The 15,563-nt window shown below is 62.2% G+C and carries 20 protein-coding genes; 3 read left to right on the top strand and 17 right to left on the bottom strand.

The window, feature by feature from the left end; all coding sequences use genetic code 11:
• Positions 1 to 39 precede the first annotated feature (39 nt).
• From DFK10_RS13680 to DFK10_RS13615, 17 genes are all read right to left on the bottom strand, one after another.
• Positions 40 to 486 (bottom strand): DUF6362 family protein, encoded by a 447-nt coding sequence (locus tag DFK10_RS13680; RefSeq protein ID WP_109389589.1) that lies wholly within the window; start codon positions 484 to 486, stop codon positions 40 to 42.
• A complete protein-coding gene (locus DFK10_RS13675; protein ID WP_109389588.1) occupies positions 479 to 682 on the bottom strand; it encodes a hypothetical protein in 204 nt (67 codons plus the stop codon). The genes DFK10_RS13680 and DFK10_RS13675 overlap by 8 nt, the downstream gene beginning before the upstream one ends.
• The gene (locus DFK10_RS13670) at positions 679 to 1,215 is read right to left on the bottom strand and encodes a crossover junction endodeoxyribonuclease RuvC (RefSeq protein WP_235866852.1); all 537 of its coding nucleotides are present in this window, start codon (positions 1,213 to 1,215) and stop codon (positions 679 to 681) included. The genes DFK10_RS13675 and DFK10_RS13670 overlap by 4 nt, the downstream gene beginning before the upstream one ends.
• Positions 1,216 to 1,218: 3 nt before the next feature.
• Positions 1,219 to 1,578, bottom strand: a complete 360-nt coding sequence (locus tag DFK10_RS16325) for a hypothetical protein (RefSeq protein WP_146193275.1) — start codon at positions 1,576 to 1,578, stop codon at positions 1,219 to 1,221.
• The gene (locus DFK10_RS13665) at positions 1,575 to 3,953 is read right to left on the bottom strand and encodes an AAA family ATPase (protein ID WP_109389587.1); all 2,379 of its coding nucleotides are present in this window, start codon (positions 3,951 to 3,953) and stop codon (positions 1,575 to 1,577) included. The genes DFK10_RS16325 and DFK10_RS13665 overlap by 4 nt, the downstream gene beginning before the upstream one ends.
• Positions 3,950 to 4,711, bottom strand: a complete 762-nt coding sequence (locus DFK10_RS13660; RefSeq protein WP_217810158.1) for a hypothetical protein — start codon at positions 4,709 to 4,711, stop codon at positions 3,950 to 3,952. The genes DFK10_RS13665 and DFK10_RS13660 overlap by 4 nt, the downstream gene beginning before the upstream one ends.
• Positions 4,708 to 4,914 carry a DUF6511 domain-containing protein gene (locus DFK10_RS16530; RefSeq protein ID WP_217810157.1) on the bottom strand — a complete coding sequence of 69 codons (207 nt, stop codon included), beginning with the start codon at positions 4,912 to 4,914 and terminating at the stop codon, positions 4,708 to 4,710. The genes DFK10_RS13660 and DFK10_RS16530 overlap by 4 nt, the downstream gene beginning before the upstream one ends.
• Positions 4,907 to 5,125 carry a hypothetical protein gene (locus DFK10_RS16320; RefSeq protein WP_146193274.1) on the bottom strand — a complete coding sequence of 73 codons (219 nt, stop codon included), beginning with the start codon at positions 5,123 to 5,125 and terminating at the stop codon, positions 4,907 to 4,909. The genes DFK10_RS16530 and DFK10_RS16320 overlap by 8 nt, the downstream gene beginning before the upstream one ends.
• Positions 5,122 to 6,804: a DEAD/DEAH box helicase gene (locus DFK10_RS13655; protein WP_109389585.1), complete on the bottom strand. Its 1,683-nt coding sequence runs from the start codon at positions 6,802 to 6,804 to the stop codon at positions 5,122 to 5,124. The genes DFK10_RS16320 and DFK10_RS13655 overlap by 4 nt, the downstream gene beginning before the upstream one ends.
• Positions 6,805 to 6,816: 12 nt before the next feature.
• The gene (locus DFK10_RS13650) at positions 6,817 to 7,425 is read right to left on the bottom strand and encodes a hypothetical protein (RefSeq protein WP_109389584.1); all 609 of its coding nucleotides are present in this window, start codon (positions 7,423 to 7,425) and stop codon (positions 6,817 to 6,819) included.
• A gap of 19 nt (positions 7,426 to 7,444) precedes the next feature.
• A complete protein-coding gene (locus DFK10_RS13645) occupies positions 7,445 to 8,320 on the bottom strand; it encodes an ATP-binding protein (RefSeq protein ID WP_109389583.1) in 876 nt (291 codons plus the stop codon).
• The gene (locus tag DFK10_RS13640; RefSeq protein WP_235866851.1) at positions 8,317 to 8,805 is read right to left on the bottom strand and encodes a hypothetical protein; all 489 of its coding nucleotides are present in this window, start codon (positions 8,803 to 8,805) and stop codon (positions 8,317 to 8,319) included. The genes DFK10_RS13645 and DFK10_RS13640 overlap by 4 nt, the downstream gene beginning before the upstream one ends.
• A 44-nt stretch (positions 8,806 to 8,849) precedes the next feature.
• Positions 8,850 to 9,239, bottom strand: a complete 390-nt coding sequence (locus DFK10_RS13635) for a hypothetical protein (protein ID WP_217810156.1) — start codon at positions 9,237 to 9,239, stop codon at positions 8,850 to 8,852.
• A gap of 17 nt (positions 9,240 to 9,256) precedes the next feature.
• Positions 9,257 to 9,529 (bottom strand): hypothetical protein, encoded by a 273-nt coding sequence (locus tag DFK10_RS13630; protein ID WP_109389581.1) that lies wholly within the window; start codon positions 9,527 to 9,529, stop codon positions 9,257 to 9,259.
• An 84-nt stretch (positions 9,530 to 9,613) separates the two neighbouring features.
• Entirely contained in the window at positions 9,614 to 10,333 is a 720-nt protein-coding gene (locus DFK10_RS13625) for an RNA polymerase sigma factor (protein ID WP_109389580.1), read from the bottom strand.
• Between the two features lie 99 nt (positions 10,334 to 10,432).
• Positions 10,433 to 10,678, bottom strand: coding sequence for a hypothetical protein (locus DFK10_RS13620; RefSeq protein WP_235866850.1), 246 nt, complete (start codon positions 10,676 to 10,678; stop codon positions 10,433 to 10,435).
• 109 nt (positions 10,679 to 10,787) lie between these two features.
• Complete coding sequence (locus tag DFK10_RS13615; protein ID WP_109389579.1) at positions 10,788 to 12,980, bottom strand: hypothetical protein; 2,193 nt, start codon at positions 12,978 to 12,980, stop codon at positions 10,788 to 10,790.
• Positions 12,981 to 13,375: 395 nt separating this feature from the next.
• Here DFK10_RS13615 and DFK10_RS13605 point away from each other — a divergent pair, with 395 nt between their 5' ends.
• From DFK10_RS13605 to DFK10_RS13595, 3 genes are read left to right on the top strand one after another with little or no spacing between them, the layout of a single operon-like run.
• Positions 13,376 to 13,828, top strand: coding sequence for a DUF2924 domain-containing protein (locus DFK10_RS13605; protein ID WP_109389577.1), 453 nt, complete (start codon positions 13,376 to 13,378; stop codon positions 13,826 to 13,828).
• A complete protein-coding gene (locus tag DFK10_RS13600) occupies positions 13,825 to 15,135 on the top strand; it encodes a recombinase family protein (RefSeq protein ID WP_109389576.1) in 1,311 nt (436 codons plus the stop codon). The genes DFK10_RS13605 and DFK10_RS13600 overlap by 4 nt, the downstream gene beginning before the upstream one ends.
• A complete protein-coding gene (locus DFK10_RS13595) occupies positions 15,132 to 15,530 on the top strand; it encodes a hypothetical protein (RefSeq protein WP_109389575.1) in 399 nt (132 codons plus the stop codon). The genes DFK10_RS13600 and DFK10_RS13595 overlap by 4 nt, the downstream gene beginning before the upstream one ends.
• Positions 15,531 to 15,563: the final 33 nt, after the last annotated feature.

Genomic DNA, 15,563 nt, shown 5'->3' with positions numbered 1-15,563 from the left:
GAATGTGTAAGGCCCTGCGATGTACACCGGAAAATTTCCTCACAGGACGATTTTCCTTGACAGGCGATTGGCGTTTTCGATGACGAACTGCTGCGAACGCCGGGGAGGAGGCACACGTCCATGCAGCCGCCAGGTGATCACCGCGAGACCGAACTGCCATCGCTTGGTCGCTGCCGTCCGGCTGAGCCCCATCTGCCAGCAGATCGGCTTCCACGCCGTTCGCTCAGCGCGCAGCCAGACTACCCGGGCATCGTCCCGCTCCAGCCAGCGCAGCCAGAGCAACGCCTCTTCGGCTTCAGTGATCTGGCGCGGGCCCGGTCGGGGGCGGCGCATCTGTGGCTCTTGGCCGACCTTGTCCGCGAAGCTGTGAAAATACTCGGGCCAGGCGTTGAAGAAGCCCTGCGGCATGACGCCGGGCAAGGTGCGGAAGACATCGGCCGCGCTCTCCAGCCGGTCCTCCACACGTGTGGTTGTCCAATCACCCATGGCGCGCCTCCCGTTCTAGTTTGCCATACAGGCGCTCGCCAAGCTGGCGCACCAGTTCGCGCTCAGACCAGGTCAGCCGATCATCGTCGATGGCGACGGCCAGCAGCCCCTGTTCCTTCCAGCCATCCCGTTTGACCTCATCGGGATTGCGGCGATGCCCGCCATAACCTTTGGGCGTAAAGTGCATGCCGGTCATTGCGCACCTCCTTGGGTTTCCATGGCCCAGAGCAGGATCGCGATGGCGTCAGCTTCATTTTCATCGGCGGGGCTGACGCCGCGCGCCCGGGCGGCCGCGATCATGGCGTCCTTGTTGGCGTTGCCCTTGCCGGTGGCGTGGCGCTTGATGGTGCCGACCGGGACGCCCTCGTATGGCACGCCGCGCATCTCGGCCCATGCGGTCAGGGTGGCCATCAAGCCGCCGTAGACATGGGCCGCGTCGGTGCCCGCGTGGCGACGGACCTCTTCGAACCAGATGGCAGCGATAGGCCCGGACAACCGCTCCAACTCTCCCAGCCAATTTGTGAAGCGCAGGTAGCGCATCCCACCGCCATCAAACCGGCTAGGACGGAAGGACACGGTACCGCTGGTGATCAGCCCGTCGGCGCCATGCAGCGCCCAGCCCGTAGTTGTACCGAGATCGAGCGCCAGCAATGTGCGCTGGCCGGTAAACGCAGGTGGCACATTTTGGACGGGGTTCTGATTGGGGTTGGTCATGGTCTGGTCCGCCATGGGCTATCTCCTTTTTTGATTGGCTGCTCGAGGGGTGGAACGGGTCAGACTGCGACCCCAGAAATTGCTCAGGGGTAGGTGGTGACTCTCCCCGCCTGTAGCGGGGAGGACACCTACCCCTTTAGGGGGGACTTTTCTGAAATCTGAAATCTGGCGCAGGCCACTGATTTTGTTGAGTAAATCCAGATTGCGGACCAGATTTCGGAAACACCCTTCCGAAATCTGGATAGGACCTTCCAAGTCGCTGAAACCAAATGGTAAAATCCAGATTCCAGATTTCGCAAAGATTTCAGATTTTGCAAAATCTGGCCAGATTTCGGAGCCGTCAGGGCAGATTTCGGAAGGCGAAACTGCGTATTTCATCCTGCGTCCTCCAATTCGCGATAGACCCATACGGACGGGTTTTCGACGGGCAGGACCGCACCGGTCTGCGCGCATTTGTAGTGGCTGGGCAGGACTTCGATCAGCTCCAGCGTGACCTCTCCGGTGTCGGGATCGACATGCTCCCGGCCGGTCGCAAGACGCATGGTCTCGACGCAAAGGTAGCCGTATTTGCTCCGCTCGGTCGCCAGATCCAACGCCGTCGCAGCGGCCCCACGAACGAACTTCACGTAGCCTTTTGTGGTCAGCACGTTCAGCCGTTCGCGGATGATCGATTGCCCGCCGAGACCCCCGGTGTTCTCGAAGGTCTCCGCGAAATGGGTCATCGTGTACATTCGACCCTGAAGGGCCTCTTCGTACAGCAGACCGCAGATCACCTCGCCCTTGCGATTGCGCTCGGCGTCGTGCTTGGCTCCGGCCTCCTTACGAACCAGCCGCTCGTTCATCGGGTTGATCTCGACCCATTGGCCGCCGACCTTGTCGATCAGCTTGGAGGGCAGCGCGGGTCCGTTCCGGAGCTCGATCTCCAGCTTGCGTTCGGGGGCCTCGTCGTCAGGCCGGTGCAGGATCAGGCCTGAGGTATAGAAGCCGCGCAGCGCGCTGGCGCCAGAGAGTGCGAGGAAGGGATCGTCCTTCACCTGCTGCTTGCTGAGTTTCTTGGTGTGGTGGACCAAGACTACCCCGCAATCGGGGTCGATATGGTCACGCAAGACCTCGATGCGTTCCTTCAGGAAGAACATCATGGCCGTGTTGTCGTTTTCGCCGCCACCATCGGGCCCGCCATCAAACAAGTTCCGGATCGGGTCGACACAAAGGATGTCCGGCGGCGCATCGGGGAAAGACGTCTGGACAGCACGCGCCACGCGCACACTGCCCTCATTGTCGAGCAACATCTTCAGCTTGGGTGTCGCGACGAAGGTATCGCGCGCGGCAGCTAGCACCTCCGGTGGCAAGGCAATCTGTTTCAGCCGTTCGCGCAGGTAGTGATATTGGATCTCCGCTTGAAGGTAGAAAATGCGTAGCGCCCGCGGCGGGGTGAAGCCGAGGAACGGCGCGCCTGCCGCCATGTGGACGAGCCAGGAGATCAGCAGATCGCTTTTGCCGACCTTTGGCGCGCCGCCCAGTACCAAGAGCCCGCCCGGCGTGAGCACGCGCGGTGCGATGATGTCCTCCGGCATCGGGCTCTGGTCGTCCAGCAGCGCGCCGAGTGTGAAAGCGGGCATCTCGACCGGCCCCGGTGCGCCGGAGTCCAATCGGATGACCGGCGGTCCGTATTTCTCGACATGCCGATCCCAGAGCCGCTCGGACTCGCGCTTGAGACGTTCGACCGGCCACTGCGGTCGCAACATCGCGGCGTTGTAGCCACAGATGCCTTCCCAGCCCTCACCCTTGGTCATCCGGCCCTCGTGGACCATACGTATAAAATGCCCGATCGCGGCGCTGGCACCCTCGAAGCGAGACCAGTCGTCTTGCGCCCCCTCACGCGCCGGCGTCACCAGCACCTCGTCCACGGCGAGCTTGTCCGCATGGGTGAACTCGGGCTGCAGGGATACGCCCGGTGCGGGCGGCATGTCTGTCACGGCTTCGATGAACTCATCCAGATCACGCTCGTGGGCGGCGTTCAGTTCGACGATGCGCACCTGCGTCTTGAGGTGGTTCTTGTAATAGACCGAACCCGCCACCCGGATCGGCTGATGCGCCGAGCGGAAATGCATGTCGCCGCCAACTTTGGCCGCAATGTCACCGCGCAAGCCGCAGACACGGCGAATGTCATCACCCTCGGCAGGCTCGGTCAGCGTCCACCAGATGTGCGATTTCCGCTGGCCCTCCAGCGTCGCACCACCGCTTTCCACCACCATGGTCGGCGCACCGAGATGGCGCTCCAGATGAGCACGCTTTGCGGAAATGTCGCCCGTGTCGAGGTCGACGACCACGGTTTGCATCTGCAGGATTTCCGCGGCCTTGGCCTGGCCTGACGCAGCAACGGTGCCGGGTATCACGTAGACCGCTGCGCCCTCGCGTGAGGCCCATGTGGCGAAGGTTGCCATCTTCTCTGGGGCGGCCTGTTCCGCCTCGAGCCAGATATTGTGCGGGCGGCCATCAATGCCCTGGCCCTTGTCAATGAAACTACGGACCGGGATCAGCCCATCGCAATAGCCGAAGACGACCTGCATGAACTGGGCGATCTGCGCAGGGTCCGGCTCATCGCCGAAAACGTCAATCTGCGGAGCAGCATCGTTGAAGTCGCGCCAAGGGTTGAAATGGACGATGTTTTCCGCGGGCTTGTCGGGCGTTGTGTCGTCGCGCATGGGTTTGTCCTGGTCGGGGTCGTATGGATCGCTTGGCTCGTCGGTCATGCAGTGAGGCTCCAACACCGCTCGGCGTGGGCGCAGAACCGGCATTCGAAGAAGTCGCGACTGGTGGCGATGCGGGGCAGCAGTTCGCCCGCGTCGGTAGCCTGCAGGATCCGCACCGCCCGGTCGGACATGCGCTGCGCTCGATCGGCATCGAAGGGGACAAGCTCGTGGTGAAGCTCGGCCGTGTCCTTGTTGATTGCCGTGAAAAGCGCCGGTGCGGACAAAATCCCCGGCAGCGAAGGCTCCATGTAGGCCTGGTAGATCGCGATCTGGGCGCCATAGACGGGTTTGGAGACAGTCACCCCGTCCTTGACGCAGGCGCGCCAGTTCTTCGCGTTCATGGTCTTGCATTCCCAGAGCGCCGGGGTGTGCAAACCAAGTGCTGCCGGGGCGTCAGCGATGATCCCGTCGACATGTCCCCGGATACGTCCGCCCGCGACGGAGAAACCGAACTGGCCACCATCGCGTCTTTGGGTCACTAGATCGATCCCGGCCGCGCGCAGCCAGCGGATGGCGAGGTCCTCGAGCTGATGACCAATCGCGAAGATCCGCAGCGTCTGCCCGCTGAAGTCCGCCCCCTCATCTTTAGGCGCACCGGCGAATTCGAACTGCAACGCGCGTTCGCAGGCGTGGCCCAGGCGGGACGCGCCGAGATAGGTCCGGAGCGGCGCAGCCTCCCGCTCAGCGATGAGAGCGGCATCGACCAGCGTGTTGATACGTTCCGTCGTGGACGGGCGGTGATTGAAGTCCAATGTCAAAACGGGATCTCCGGCGCGTTCGATTTGGCGATGTCGGACATGGCCTCGCGGAAGCCCTCGACGGCTTCCTCGATCAGGGCGCGCACCTGCGCCTCGGTGAGATCGGCGAAGGCGGTCTGCCAGCCGATCTCGTCCATCAGCAGTGCGACGCGTTTCATGGTGGCGGTGACGGCAGTGCGTTCTTCTTCGGTCAGATCAACCATGGCAAAACGCTCCCGCGCCAAACGCGTCCAGTAGCCTTGGCAGGGCATCGAGCAGAACCAGGACGATGGCCGGGGCCGCTTCGACCGGTGCGGATCGCGCCAGCCAAAACCACGCGTGGGTTGTCGGCAGACAGCACAGAGCGTTCCTCGCGGATGCCAGAGACGCCACCGATCCTTGGCCGTTATGGGGGTTGAAGATGTCATGGGTCATGCCGCCCTCCGTTCGGGACCAGCCACCGCGTTCACGGCGGCCTGGATGGCGCGTTTGTTGAAGCCGAAGGTCATCAGGGCAGAAGCGCGATAGCGCGTCAGGCCGAAATCGTGCCGGCACTCCGGTGGCAGGTATTTCAGCTGCTTGTCCGTCGGTGGCTGACGCAGCCACGATTTGGTCTTGAAGGAGCTTTCATCGCTCTCGTGGGTGTTCAACCAGTCGTCGGCCTGCGCCAGGCAGACGGCGCGTTCGCCGACGCCCAGCAAGCGTGGCCGCGCGCTCTTGGCCCCGCCGATTGCGTACCAGACGCCGTCCATCCAGAAGATGCCGCCCCAGGCCGTAAAGCCAGTGGCCATCAGCGCATCGTCGGTGCCGAAGAGATCGACCCATGCGAAGCTTGAGCGTTTCAGCAGGTCGATCTCGGTCATGACAAAGTCCGAGAGCGGCGCTGAGTCCGCGCCGGTTTCGCCCTCATGCTGCAGCAATACCTCGCCGCAAATCGGGCATTCGGTGGCGGCAAGCGGGATCTCCGCTGCGCACGCCGGGCAAGATTTGGTCGGCGGATTAGCGGTGCCGATCTTGCCATCCAGATCGACATCCTGCTCCAGCGTGCCATGGATCAGGCTCGACGTTCCAAAATCCAGCACCACGCAGTCGGTCTTTACGATGCCGGGGTGTTCTTCCGGATCGACGGTGCGCAAGCCCCGCCCGACCATCTGGATCATCGTGGATTTGTAGGAACTGGGCCGCAGTAGCACGACGCAGGAGGTGGGTGGGTGATCCCAGCCTTCCGTGAGCACGGCGACATTGACGATCACGCGGATGTCGCCTGCCGCGTAGTCGGCCAGCATGGACTTGCGGGTGTCGGACGACAGATCGCCGTGGATCAGCGCAGCGAAAATACCAGCCGCCTTGAACGCATCGGTGACGTGTTCGGCATGCGCGACGGTGGAGCAGAAGACGACGGTTTGCCGGTCTGCCGCCTTCTCACGCCAGTGGCGGATCACCTCATCGGTGACCGGCGCGCGGTCCATGATGTCCGCCACCTCGGTCATGTCGAAATCGGCACTGGTCTTTCGGACCGATTTCAATTCCTCCTGCACGCCGACATCGATCACGAAGGTGCGCGGCGGCACGAGGTGACCCGAAGCGATCAACTCGCCCAAACGCACCTGGTCGGCGACATTGTCAAAGACCTCGCGCAGCCCTTTGCGATCGCCCCGCGTCGGCGTTGCCGTCACCCCGAACACTCGGGCGTCAGGATTGGCGTCGCGCACCCGGTCGATGATCCGGCGGTAGCTCTCCGCCACCGCATGATGCGCCTCGTCGATCACCAGCAGATCAAGGCGCGGCATGTCGGCCAGGTTCGAGGCCCGCGCCAGGGTCGGCACCATGGCGAAGGTGACGTCGCCGCCCCAGGACTTCTCGGTGGCATCGATCACCGAGGTGGACACCGCTGGCACCACGCGTTGGAACTTGGCGCGGTTCTGCGCGGTCAGCTCGTCGCGATGCGCCAACACGCCGGCTTTGGCGCCGTCGCCGATCATCTCGCCGGTGACCGCCGAGAGCATAACCGTCTTGCCCGCCCCGGTGGGAGCCACACCCAGTGTGTTGCCGCGGGACGCGAGCGCAGCAACACTGCGCTCGACAAAGGTTTTCTGGCGGGGGCGCAGGCGCATGACCGATCCCCCTTACTGCGCCCAGCTCGGCCGCCCAGGGGCACCGGGGCTGGCTGCTGGCGGGTTGGACGAAGGCGTGGCGGCGGCATTCTGCTGCGTGGCATTGCCGCTGAACTGAAGAGGCGCCGTGCCCATGATCTGCGCATAGTCACGATGATCAGGCGTGACGGCGCTGCGGATCTCGTTCTTGTCCTCGCCGCTGGCATCAGTCCCGACGTCGATCCGGGCAACGAACTCAATGCCGTCGAGATCGGCGAAACCGCCGATGCACCGTGCTGCTTGCGCCTCGGGCGACATGTCTTTGTCGAAAATCCCGCGCGCCGAGTTCAGCATGCCGCGCACCAGGCTGCGACCCATGTTGGCCCAGTCCGCGCCCTTGGGACTGTGAAGGCCGATCAAGGTGAAGATCTTGCGGCGCGCATATTGCCCCTCGGTCACAGTGAACTCGCCGTTGAGATAGACCGCGCCGGTGGAGCCACGCGTGGCATAGCCGCCGGTCCAGCCCTGCGCGGCGTCGTCGAAGCCGCCGGGGCGGATGGTCAGGCGCACCTTGGCCAGCGTTCCCTTGGGGATGAGGTTGGTGTTGCTCTGCGCGTCGTTGAAGTCGTTCCAGGAACCCATGGGGAACCTCCTTCTATTTTCAGGATTGCGGTTGGGATTGGTCGGCACCGGCCGGATTGGCAGGTGGCGGGGCGTAGGTCAGGCGATCCATCGCCGGGGCTGCGGGCGTCCGGATCTTCGCCATCAGGCGCCCGAGATGGGGTTCTTCGACTTGAGCCAGGCGGCCGGACCGATCCTTCGCAGGAAAGCCCCAGGGGTTGATCGTCTGGCACACGAAGGCCCGGTACGGATCGCCGCCCTCGGCCTTCAGCTCCGCCATGGTGATCACCTCATCGACGATCCCCGACAATTCGAGCCCGGTCTTTGAGCCGTCGATCTGCGGCTGGAACACCTTGCGATTGAAGTCGTCCAGCTTCTCGTCGAGGATCCCGACGAACCAGACGTTCTTGGCGCGCGTGTGCTGCAGATGGGTTAGCCAGCCGATCATCTCACGGCCATGCAGCCCGTAAGCGCCACGCATATCCGGCTTGCCGGTCTTCTCCGACAGCGCCTCGGGCTGGCCCTTGCACCACCCGAAGCACAGCCGCCCCGCCACGGTGATCGAGTCCACGAAGATGGTGTTGTAGCGATCGAGTGCTGCAGGATCACCAAAGCGGTCGCAGACCGCCTCGTAATGCGCCGGGCTATAGGGCTGCTCGTCGCGCAGCGCCGGGTTGGGTCCGCCAATGAACACTGCGAAATCCCGGCATTCCGTCCAGGTGCGCGGCCGAAGGCTGTCACCGGCCCAGCCCTCGATAGCGAGATCGCCCGCTTCGAGATCCATGAACAGCGTGCGCTCGGCATCGAGTGTCCAAAGGAGGGAGGTTTTGCCAATTCCGCTGCCTCCGAAGATGCAGCCCTTGATGCCGCGCGGCTCAGCCAGACGTTCGTCGGCGCTGATGATGGGGAGGCTCACTGATCAGCCCCCTGCGCGAGGATCTCGACCTTCAGCGTGCCTGGCCGCACCGTGCGTGCAGGCTCGAAGCCCTGACGGATGGCCTCGGGCCAGGCGGAGTATTTGCGCTCCGGCACCTTGTAGGCCAGGTCGACATATTCGGCCGGATCGTCCCCAGCATCGCGGATCCGCGTGACCATGGCTGCAAGCTGGTCCTGGTCCCAATCCACCCGCTTCGGCAGGTCGGCGACCACGGTGAAATCGCCGTCGTCGAACCGGACGGTGCCGGTGTCTTTACCTGCGGTTTGGCGTTCCTCAGCGGCGCGAGTGGCGTATCGGATAGCGAGGCCAGCATCGAAGCGCGTCTTGGCCGCCTTGTCGCGCTTCAAGCGCTCGTCGATTTCGCGCTGCAGGATTGCCAGTAACTCGACCGGCAAGGCCGCGATCTCAGCTACGCTGAGGCTTGGCAGATCGTCAGGCGTGGGAGTGTTCGCGGGAAAAGGCATGAAAGGGTCTCCATGATCGGTGAAAAGGGATTGAAATGCGGGCATCACGCGGCAGCCCCGCCACTCGAACCGGTGGCGTGACCGGGCTGCCCCTGTTCGGCGAGCAGCAGCTCGGACAGCGAGACGGCGGCGGCTTTGGGTTTGGGGCGAGCGACGGCGATGTAGGCGAACTGGTCAGGCCCCACGCGCTCCTGGACGAGATGCACGAGGCCCTGCTCGGCGGCCCAGAAGGCCCGCGATCCAAGCCTGCTCAATTCGGCCCGCGCCGCATCCGACAGCCCTGAAAACACAGGGAAGATGTCGAGCACCAGAAAGCCGCGATGGTATTCCAGCCGGTCGCCGGGAACGGCTTGCGCCACCCAGGCGCAGAACTCGATCTCGGACAGCGGTCGGCTGGCGCGAACGGTGATGAACGGTGTGGTTTCCATGAACATGTCTCCTCCTTTCCCCTCTACTCAGGCCGCCGCGACATCGTCCCAGCGGGTACCGAGGCCGCTTCGGCACCCTTGATTAAGGCGTTGTGCAGGTCGTCCGGCTGGCCCGCATCGGCGTCGGCCTCGGCCTCGGCGTAGACCGCCACGAGTGGCGTCCCGTCCTGATGGGAACCGGCATTCTCGATGCGGTATGCACGCTGGTTCTTCAGGATTTCCGGCAGCTCCCAGCGGCGGTAGAGGCCGGGGATGCGCTTGAGGTCTGCGGACCAGAGGTCGGCTTTGCGGATCATGCGGGTCGACTTTCGGTTTGAGTGGGGCGGGCGGTGGCGTCTGAATGTAAAAAGCCACCGCGCCGCAGGGATCGGGACACCCGATCAGCGAAATTCTTGCAGTGCATCGCGCAGCCGCCGGGTCGCTCGCTGATAGCGTTTGCGCGCCGCCGCCTCGGACAGCCCCATTTCGATCGCGACCTCAGCCTGGGAAAACCCGTCCACGGCCACACGGATCACCAGATCAGCATCCGCTCCGATGATGCGGACGAGATCGTCGCGAAGCAGTGCGGGGCTGGCTGAGGCTGACGCTTCACCGTCAGTCAGGATTTCGTCGGGATCGCCATCGCTGCGCAGGCTCTGGTGCCTGTCCTCACGCTGACGCGTTCTGATCAGGTCGCGCTCGATGTTCCGAAGGGTGGTTGCCGCGATCCAGTTGACGCGCTGCAGATCCTGACTCCGAAGGACCTCGGACGCCCGTGCAAGGATTTCGGATGCAACCTCGTCACCGGTGCCAACCCTGCGCCAGATCGATCTGCGCCGAACAGCATCAAGTCCCGGCCAGAGCGCCAGCAGCATCAGCGTCAGGGCACAATCGGAGACCGCGCCACCAGACTGGGCAGCCCCGACTAGTGCAGCCAGCAACCGGTTTTTTTCATCCGGCGCGCGGTCACCGACGTGCAGCGTATCCAGCAATGCGGCCGGATCAGCGAATTGCGCGAGCGGTTCTCTGTTGTGCCGAAGCGCTTCGAAGTTCTTTTGAAAATTGAGAGTTGAAGAAGACAACATGAGGTGATCACGGATCTCGTGCCACGCGATGGACATTGGACGCCTGCCTTGCAGCCAGGCGTCCAGCGCCTTGTCGTGGCCAGGTCAGGACGTCGTGCGTCTCTGCGATTTCAGGGAATTGGTGAGATGCGCGCCTCAGCGTGCGGGTGATTGTGCCTGGTTCAGCGTCTCGCAGCCGCGACAGGTGGCCTGAACCGGAAAGCCCACGAAATACTCGTGGCCCCGCGCAAAACGCAGATGCATGCGGCCGTCTCGGCAGACGCCGAGCAGCTTGTCACAACGCGTGCAACGCCATTCAGGGCTCAAAAGGTTGGGGTTTGACTTTGCTCCGTCGACCCGGCTGATCTGGGCTGTCTGGCGCGAGGGGAAGGGAGTCGGCATGGAAGTGCTCCTCTGACTGAGTGAGCCTTTCCAATAGACAGCGGTTTTTTAGACCGTCGCCCGCATTATTTTAGACGGTCGTTAGACCGGCCCTTCGAGGTGGGCTAAATCAGACGACAAGACGCCAATATCCACGGGTCGAACCCTTGGCGATATAGACGTCAAGAATGTTCTCCCACATCGGTTTCTTGAACGCCTGCTGTGGGCTCTTGACGCCAGTATCCTCGATGAGGTCAGCGGTTTTGACATCTGGACTGCCGGCAAGATGCGCCAACACCAGCTTTTCGAAGATTCGGATCTGATTTGCACCAAGAATGGCGAGCGGGGCTTTTCCAGGAATGCACAATGATGCGGATTGGGTGCCAGCCTTAAGCACTGCGACTGAACTGCCCCCGGTTGCAAGGTTCCGCCCTGAGCTGAAGGTTTGCGCCAAGGCCTCGCGCGACAGGACCAGATCTTCGTCATCGTCAGACAGATGCGTGAGCACTGGAACGACGACATTTGGCCCGAGGCAGGTAAGTGTCTCGTTGCTGGATGTCAGGACGATCCCAATGCCAGATGCATTCCGCGCCCGCAGAAGTTGATCAAGTTTGTTGATGATCTGAGGATCACCCAAGCGCCGCGCGAAAAAGACCGGGGTGCTACCACCATCCATCCCTATGTCACCCATCAGGACGAGATCCTGATCGAGTACCTGCGCGCCCTTATTTGTCAGCAATGGCCTGATGAGCTTCAGGACAGTTTCTTGAAGCCATTCCCGATTGATTTGATACCGTTCAAGATCGGCCGTAGGGCGCTCGCCTGCGTCTTCGCCGAATGGGCCCGTTGCCGAGACCATTCCCGGTGTCGATGAGGGCTTGATCTCGACCTCACCGTTTATGTCGTCCTCTTCAATCAGCACCACATCTTGGCGATCGCGCCGCTCGAGCAGCCCGCCTTCAATCAGCCGATCAGGATCGAGCGCGATTTCACGCAGATATCCGCCGCTGACCTCGTCTTCCTCCAGATCGTATAGGTCGACCAGCTGCGGGAGCATGGAGCGCAGATCGCCGTTATCGATCTGACGGAAGGCGCTCAGGATCCCCCATTCATGCAGCAAAGCAAACCCGAGGCTTCTTTCATCAGGGTCCTTGTTGCTCTGCAAATTGCAGCTCCTGGCACCAGACACGGTGATATTTAGCGATCGTTCCTTCGTGTCGCCCGCTCGATTGTACTTCACCGCAATCCCGATCCGGCTGAAACTGGCCGCTCGCCGGAAGATGTTGCCGCGGCCGAGGTACTTCGTTGCGACGTCCTGGATGTCATCATCGAGGGCGACTTTCAGAGCCAGTTTTCGGCTCCAGTGGCCCAGACGGATTTGCACTTCCAAAACCCGCGCCACCTGGATCTCCACGCCTTCAATCGTCGGGATCGGAAGTGTCAGAGATGTGCGGAACCGGCTGAGATTGTAGCGCTTCCAGGTCAGCGGTTTTTGAGAAATGTCATGTTCAAGCGTAACCTCGGCAAAAGCGTCGCTTACCTTTTGTCGAACGACAGGGCTATCGCCGCATATTTCGATCTGCCTTTTCGAAGGCGTGTAAATCAATGTCGCCTCGTTGGGCGGGCGGAAGTAGATCGTTCCTCGCCGCCCGTCGTAGCGATGGTCATGCACGCTCGACAACGGGCCGCCGTGACGGACTATGAGCATGATCGAGGTGGTATGCGCCTCGGTTGCGGGAAGATCGAGCGCTTTGACGGTGCAAGCCGTCTTTAGTTCAAGGACCTCCGTGATCTTCGACGCTAGCGCGGTTTCATTTATTGCGTTTGCGTCGAGATAAACCGTTTTTTCCAATTCTACTTCGAACGCATCGTACATTTTGCCGTGGTCGCGGAACTGTCGCGCAAAATGAAAGCTCTCCGCATCCTCGAACGTCTGGCGAGCATTCAGAAATGTCCAGATGCTCCGACAAAGAGGATCTGGTTGGGCTTCAATTTGCAAAACTTGTTCTTCGGTGAACTGCCGTTCGACAATCGTAGTGAGGGATGAAATTCCCTTGCCATCTGCAAGCGCGCGGATCCGCCGACAGCGTTGCTCGATTGGCCGCAGTTCGTCCAAATCGAATTGAGATAACGTATCAACAATTCCTTGCCGAAACTCATTGACCAACACTTCATCGGAAGAATTCGGAATTTCTTCTGATAAATTGAACTCTGGTTCGTTTTCGCCCTCCCGAAGGGCAAGCGCTGCACAAGCAAGGTCAATGCGTGCATCTTCGACCAACGCAAGAATATTGGGGCCGATCGGAATTGCTTTGCGCGCCATGAACTCACCTCTCGATGCATTTTGTCTCTCAACTCGACTCAACCTCCGATAATCGTGGACAAAAGACAGCTCCACAAGAGTGGATGTTCACCACATGTTCACGCCTTCACTGGTGTTGAAGGGCGTCTGTCCCATAAAGGGCTTCTGGGTGGCTTTTGATTGGTAACGACACCACCGATCACGGCTACCCGAAACATGAAGCGCCCCAATCCACTCTCGCCCACCATGATGACAGCCGCAGAGCGGCGCGCTGAACTTTGCAGCCTGTTGGCCTTGGGGTTGGTTCGGTTGCGGATGCGTGATCGAGCGGAAGTATCTGACGATACTGGAGAAAGTGGACTACACTATTCGGCCAACGAATGGCGTCATGCAACTCCAACTCAACGGAGAAATGCATGACGACCCACGATCCGATCCCCGCGCGCCTGGCCGCGCTAAAGGCCTCATCGACGCCGGACCTGAAGGCGCAATGGCGCGAGTTGTTCGACAGCGAGCCGCCGCCGTTCAATCGCCCTTATCTCGAGAGCCGCCTCGCATACCGCATTCAGGAACTCGCCTATGGCGGACTGAAACCGGAAACGGTGAAACGGCTGGAGGCCCTCGGAGAACAGTTGGACGGTGGCGACCGCAAGAAGAGCAGAATGCGGGCTGACGCCATGCCCATCGTCGGCACGCGGTTGATCCGCGAGTGGCAGGGCGTGGAGCACGTCGTCACCGTCACCGCCGACGGTTTTGAATGGCAGGGGCGGCCTTACAAATCACTCTCCGCGATTGCGCGCGCCATCACCGGCACACGCTGGAACGGCTGGGTGTTCTTCGGCTTGAAAAACCACCGGAGGCGCGCATGACCAAGCCAATCATCCGAAAACTGCGCTGCGCGATCTACACACGAAAATCCTCTGAGGAAGGGCTCGAGCAGGAATTCAACAGCCTGCATGCGCAACGCGAGGCCTGCGAAGCCTATATCGCCAGCCAACGCTCCGAAGGCTGGGTACTGGTCCGCGATCAATACGACGACGGTGGTGTTTCCGGCGGCACACTCGAACGCCCCGGGCTGCAGCAGTTGATGACCGACATTGAGGACGGACTGGTCGACGTAGTCGTGGTCTACAAGATCGACCGTCTCAGCCGCTCGCTGGCCGATTTCGCCAAGCTGGTCGAAGTGTTCGAGCGCAACAGCGTGACCTTTGTCTCAGTGACGCAGTCGTTCAATACCACCACGTCAATGGGGCGGCTGACGCTGAACATCCTGCTCAGCTTCGCCCAGTTCGAGCGCGAGGTGACGGCGGAGCGGATCAGGGACAAGGTCGCGGCGAGCCGCAAGAAGGGCATGTGGATGGGCGGCGTGCCACCCTATGGCTACCGCGTCGAGAACCGGAAGCTGGTGGTCGACGACGAGCTCGCCGCGCATGTGCGCTGGATCTTCGCCAAGTTCCTCGAGATCGGGTCGGGCACAGAGCTGGCCCGCGAAGTTGCAAATCGGGGCATCCGCACACCGCGCGGCAACCGGATCGACAAGAAATACCTGTACCGAATGCTGAACAACCGCGCCTATATCGGCGAAGCGGTGCACAAGGGCGATAGCTATCCGGGCGAGCACGATGCCATCATTGACAGGGACGTCTGGGACAAGGTTCGCACGATCCTGACCGAAAGCCCCCGCAAGCGCGCCGCCCGCACCCGCGCCGATACGCCCGCACTGCTGAAAGGGCTGCTCTACGGCCCAGACGGCGCGGCCTTCTCGCCGACGCACACCAGAAAGGGCGACCGGCTCTACCGATACTACGTCAGCCAGACGGTGCTTAAGCACGGCGCAGGATCCTGCCCCGTCGGCCGCGTGCCTGCGGGCGAGATTGAGGCCACCGTCATCGACCAGCTCCGCGCAGTGTTCCGCCAGCCCGAGATCGTTGCAGGGACATGGAAGGCGGCGCGCGCCAGTGCCGACGACATCACCGAGGCCGACGTCCGCACGGCCCTGCAGCAACTCCACCCGCTGTGGGATGAACTCTTCCCCGCAGAGCAGGCGCGCATCGTGGCGTTGCTGGTCGAGCGCGTCGACATCGGCACGGACGGGCTCAATGTCCGGCTGCGCGTCGACGGCCTCAGTGGCCTTGCGCGCGAGATGCTTACAGGCGGTATCGAGGCGGCAGCATGACCAGCAGGACACAGATCCCGGACACCGTGACGCTGCATGTGCCATTCCGCGTCGTGAAGCGCGGTGGGCGAAAGGAAATGCAGCTGCCCGAGGGCGTCCAGCAATCGCGGCGGACCGACAATACGCTGGTCAAGGCGCTCGCGCGCGCGTTCCGGTGGAAGCACATGCTCGACTCAGGTGAGTTCGCGACCATCGGCGAACTGGCCGAGCACGAGGGCATCGCGCCGTCTTACATGACCCGCGTCCTGCGTCTCAGCCTGCTGGCACCCGATATCGTCGAGGCGATCTTGGACGGTAGGCAGGGGCCGGAGGTGACGCTCGCGCGCGTGTTAGAGCCTTTTCCTGCAGCGTGGAACGAGCAGCGGCCGGGCTTTCAGGCAGACACTGACGATTGAACTCCACCCAAAAAAGCCCGCGCGAGGGGTTGA

It is taken from the genome of Salibaculum griseiflavum (assembly GCF_003129565.1).
Lineage (GTDB): Bacteria > Pseudomonadota > Alphaproteobacteria > Rhodobacterales > Rhodobacteraceae > Salibaculum > Salibaculum griseiflavum.
Note: the sequence above shows the minus strand (reverse complement) of the source record. Positions and strands in the feature narration are given on the sequence as shown.

Coding starts and splice junctions, on each gene's coding strand:
- DFK10_RS13680 (WP_109389589.1), bottom strand. CDS start 486: ATGGGTGATTGGACAACCACACGTGTGGAGGACCGGCTGGAGAGCGCG.
- DFK10_RS13675 (WP_109389588.1), bottom strand. CDS start 682: ATGACCGGCATGCACTTTACGCCCAAAGGTTATGGCGGGCATCGCCGC.
- DFK10_RS13670 (WP_235866852.1), bottom strand. CDS start 1,215: ATGGCGGACCAGACCATGACCAACCCCAATCAGAACCCCGTCCAAAAT.
- DFK10_RS16325 (WP_146193275.1), bottom strand. CDS start 1,578: ATGAAATACGCAGTTTCGCCTTCCGAAATCTGCCCTGACGGCTCCGAA.
- DFK10_RS13665 (WP_109389587.1), bottom strand. CDS start 3,953: ATGACCGACGAGCCAAGCGATCCATACGACCCCGACCAGGACAAACCC.
- DFK10_RS16530 (WP_217810157.1), bottom strand. CDS start 4,914: ATGGTTGATCTGACCGAAGAAGAACGCACTGCCGTCACCGCCACCATG.
- DFK10_RS16320 (WP_146193274.1), bottom strand. CDS start 5,125: ATGACCCATGACATCTTCAACCCCCATAACGGCCAAGGATCGGTGGCG.
- DFK10_RS13655 (WP_109389585.1), bottom strand. CDS start 6,804: ATGCGCCTGCGCCCCCGCCAGAAAACCTTTGTCGAGCGCAGTGTTGCT.
- DFK10_RS13650 (WP_109389584.1), bottom strand. CDS start 7,425: ATGGGTTCCTGGAACGACTTCAACGACGCGCAGAGCAACACCAACCTC.
- DFK10_RS13640 (WP_235866851.1), bottom strand. CDS start 8,805: ATGCCTTTTCCCGCGAACACTCCCACGCCTGACGATCTGCCAAGCCTC.
- DFK10_RS13635 (WP_217810156.1), bottom strand. CDS start 9,239: ATGTTCATGGAAACCACACCGTTCATCACCGTTCGCGCCAGCCGACCG.
- DFK10_RS13630 (WP_109389581.1), bottom strand. CDS start 9,529: ATGATCCGCAAAGCCGACCTCTGGTCCGCAGACCTCAAGCGCATCCCC.
- DFK10_RS13625 (WP_109389580.1), bottom strand. CDS start 10,333: ATGTCCATCGCGTGGCACGAGATCCGTGATCACCTCATGTTGTCTTCT.
- DFK10_RS13620 (WP_235866850.1), bottom strand. CDS start 10,678: ATGCCGACTCCCTTCCCCTCGCGCCAGACAGCCCAGATCAGCCGGGTC.
- DFK10_RS13615 (WP_109389579.1), bottom strand. CDS start 12,980: ATGGCGCGCAAAGCAATTCCGATCGGCCCCAATATTCTTGCGTTGGTC.
- DFK10_RS13605 (WP_109389577.1), top strand. CDS start 13,376: ATGACGACCCACGATCCGATCCCCGCGCGCCTGGCCGCGCTAAAGGCC.
- DFK10_RS13600 (WP_109389576.1), top strand. CDS start 13,825: ATGACCAAGCCAATCATCCGAAAACTGCGCTGCGCGATCTACACACGA.
- DFK10_RS13595 (WP_109389575.1), top strand. CDS start 15,132: ATGACCAGCAGGACACAGATCCCGGACACCGTGACGCTGCATGTGCCA.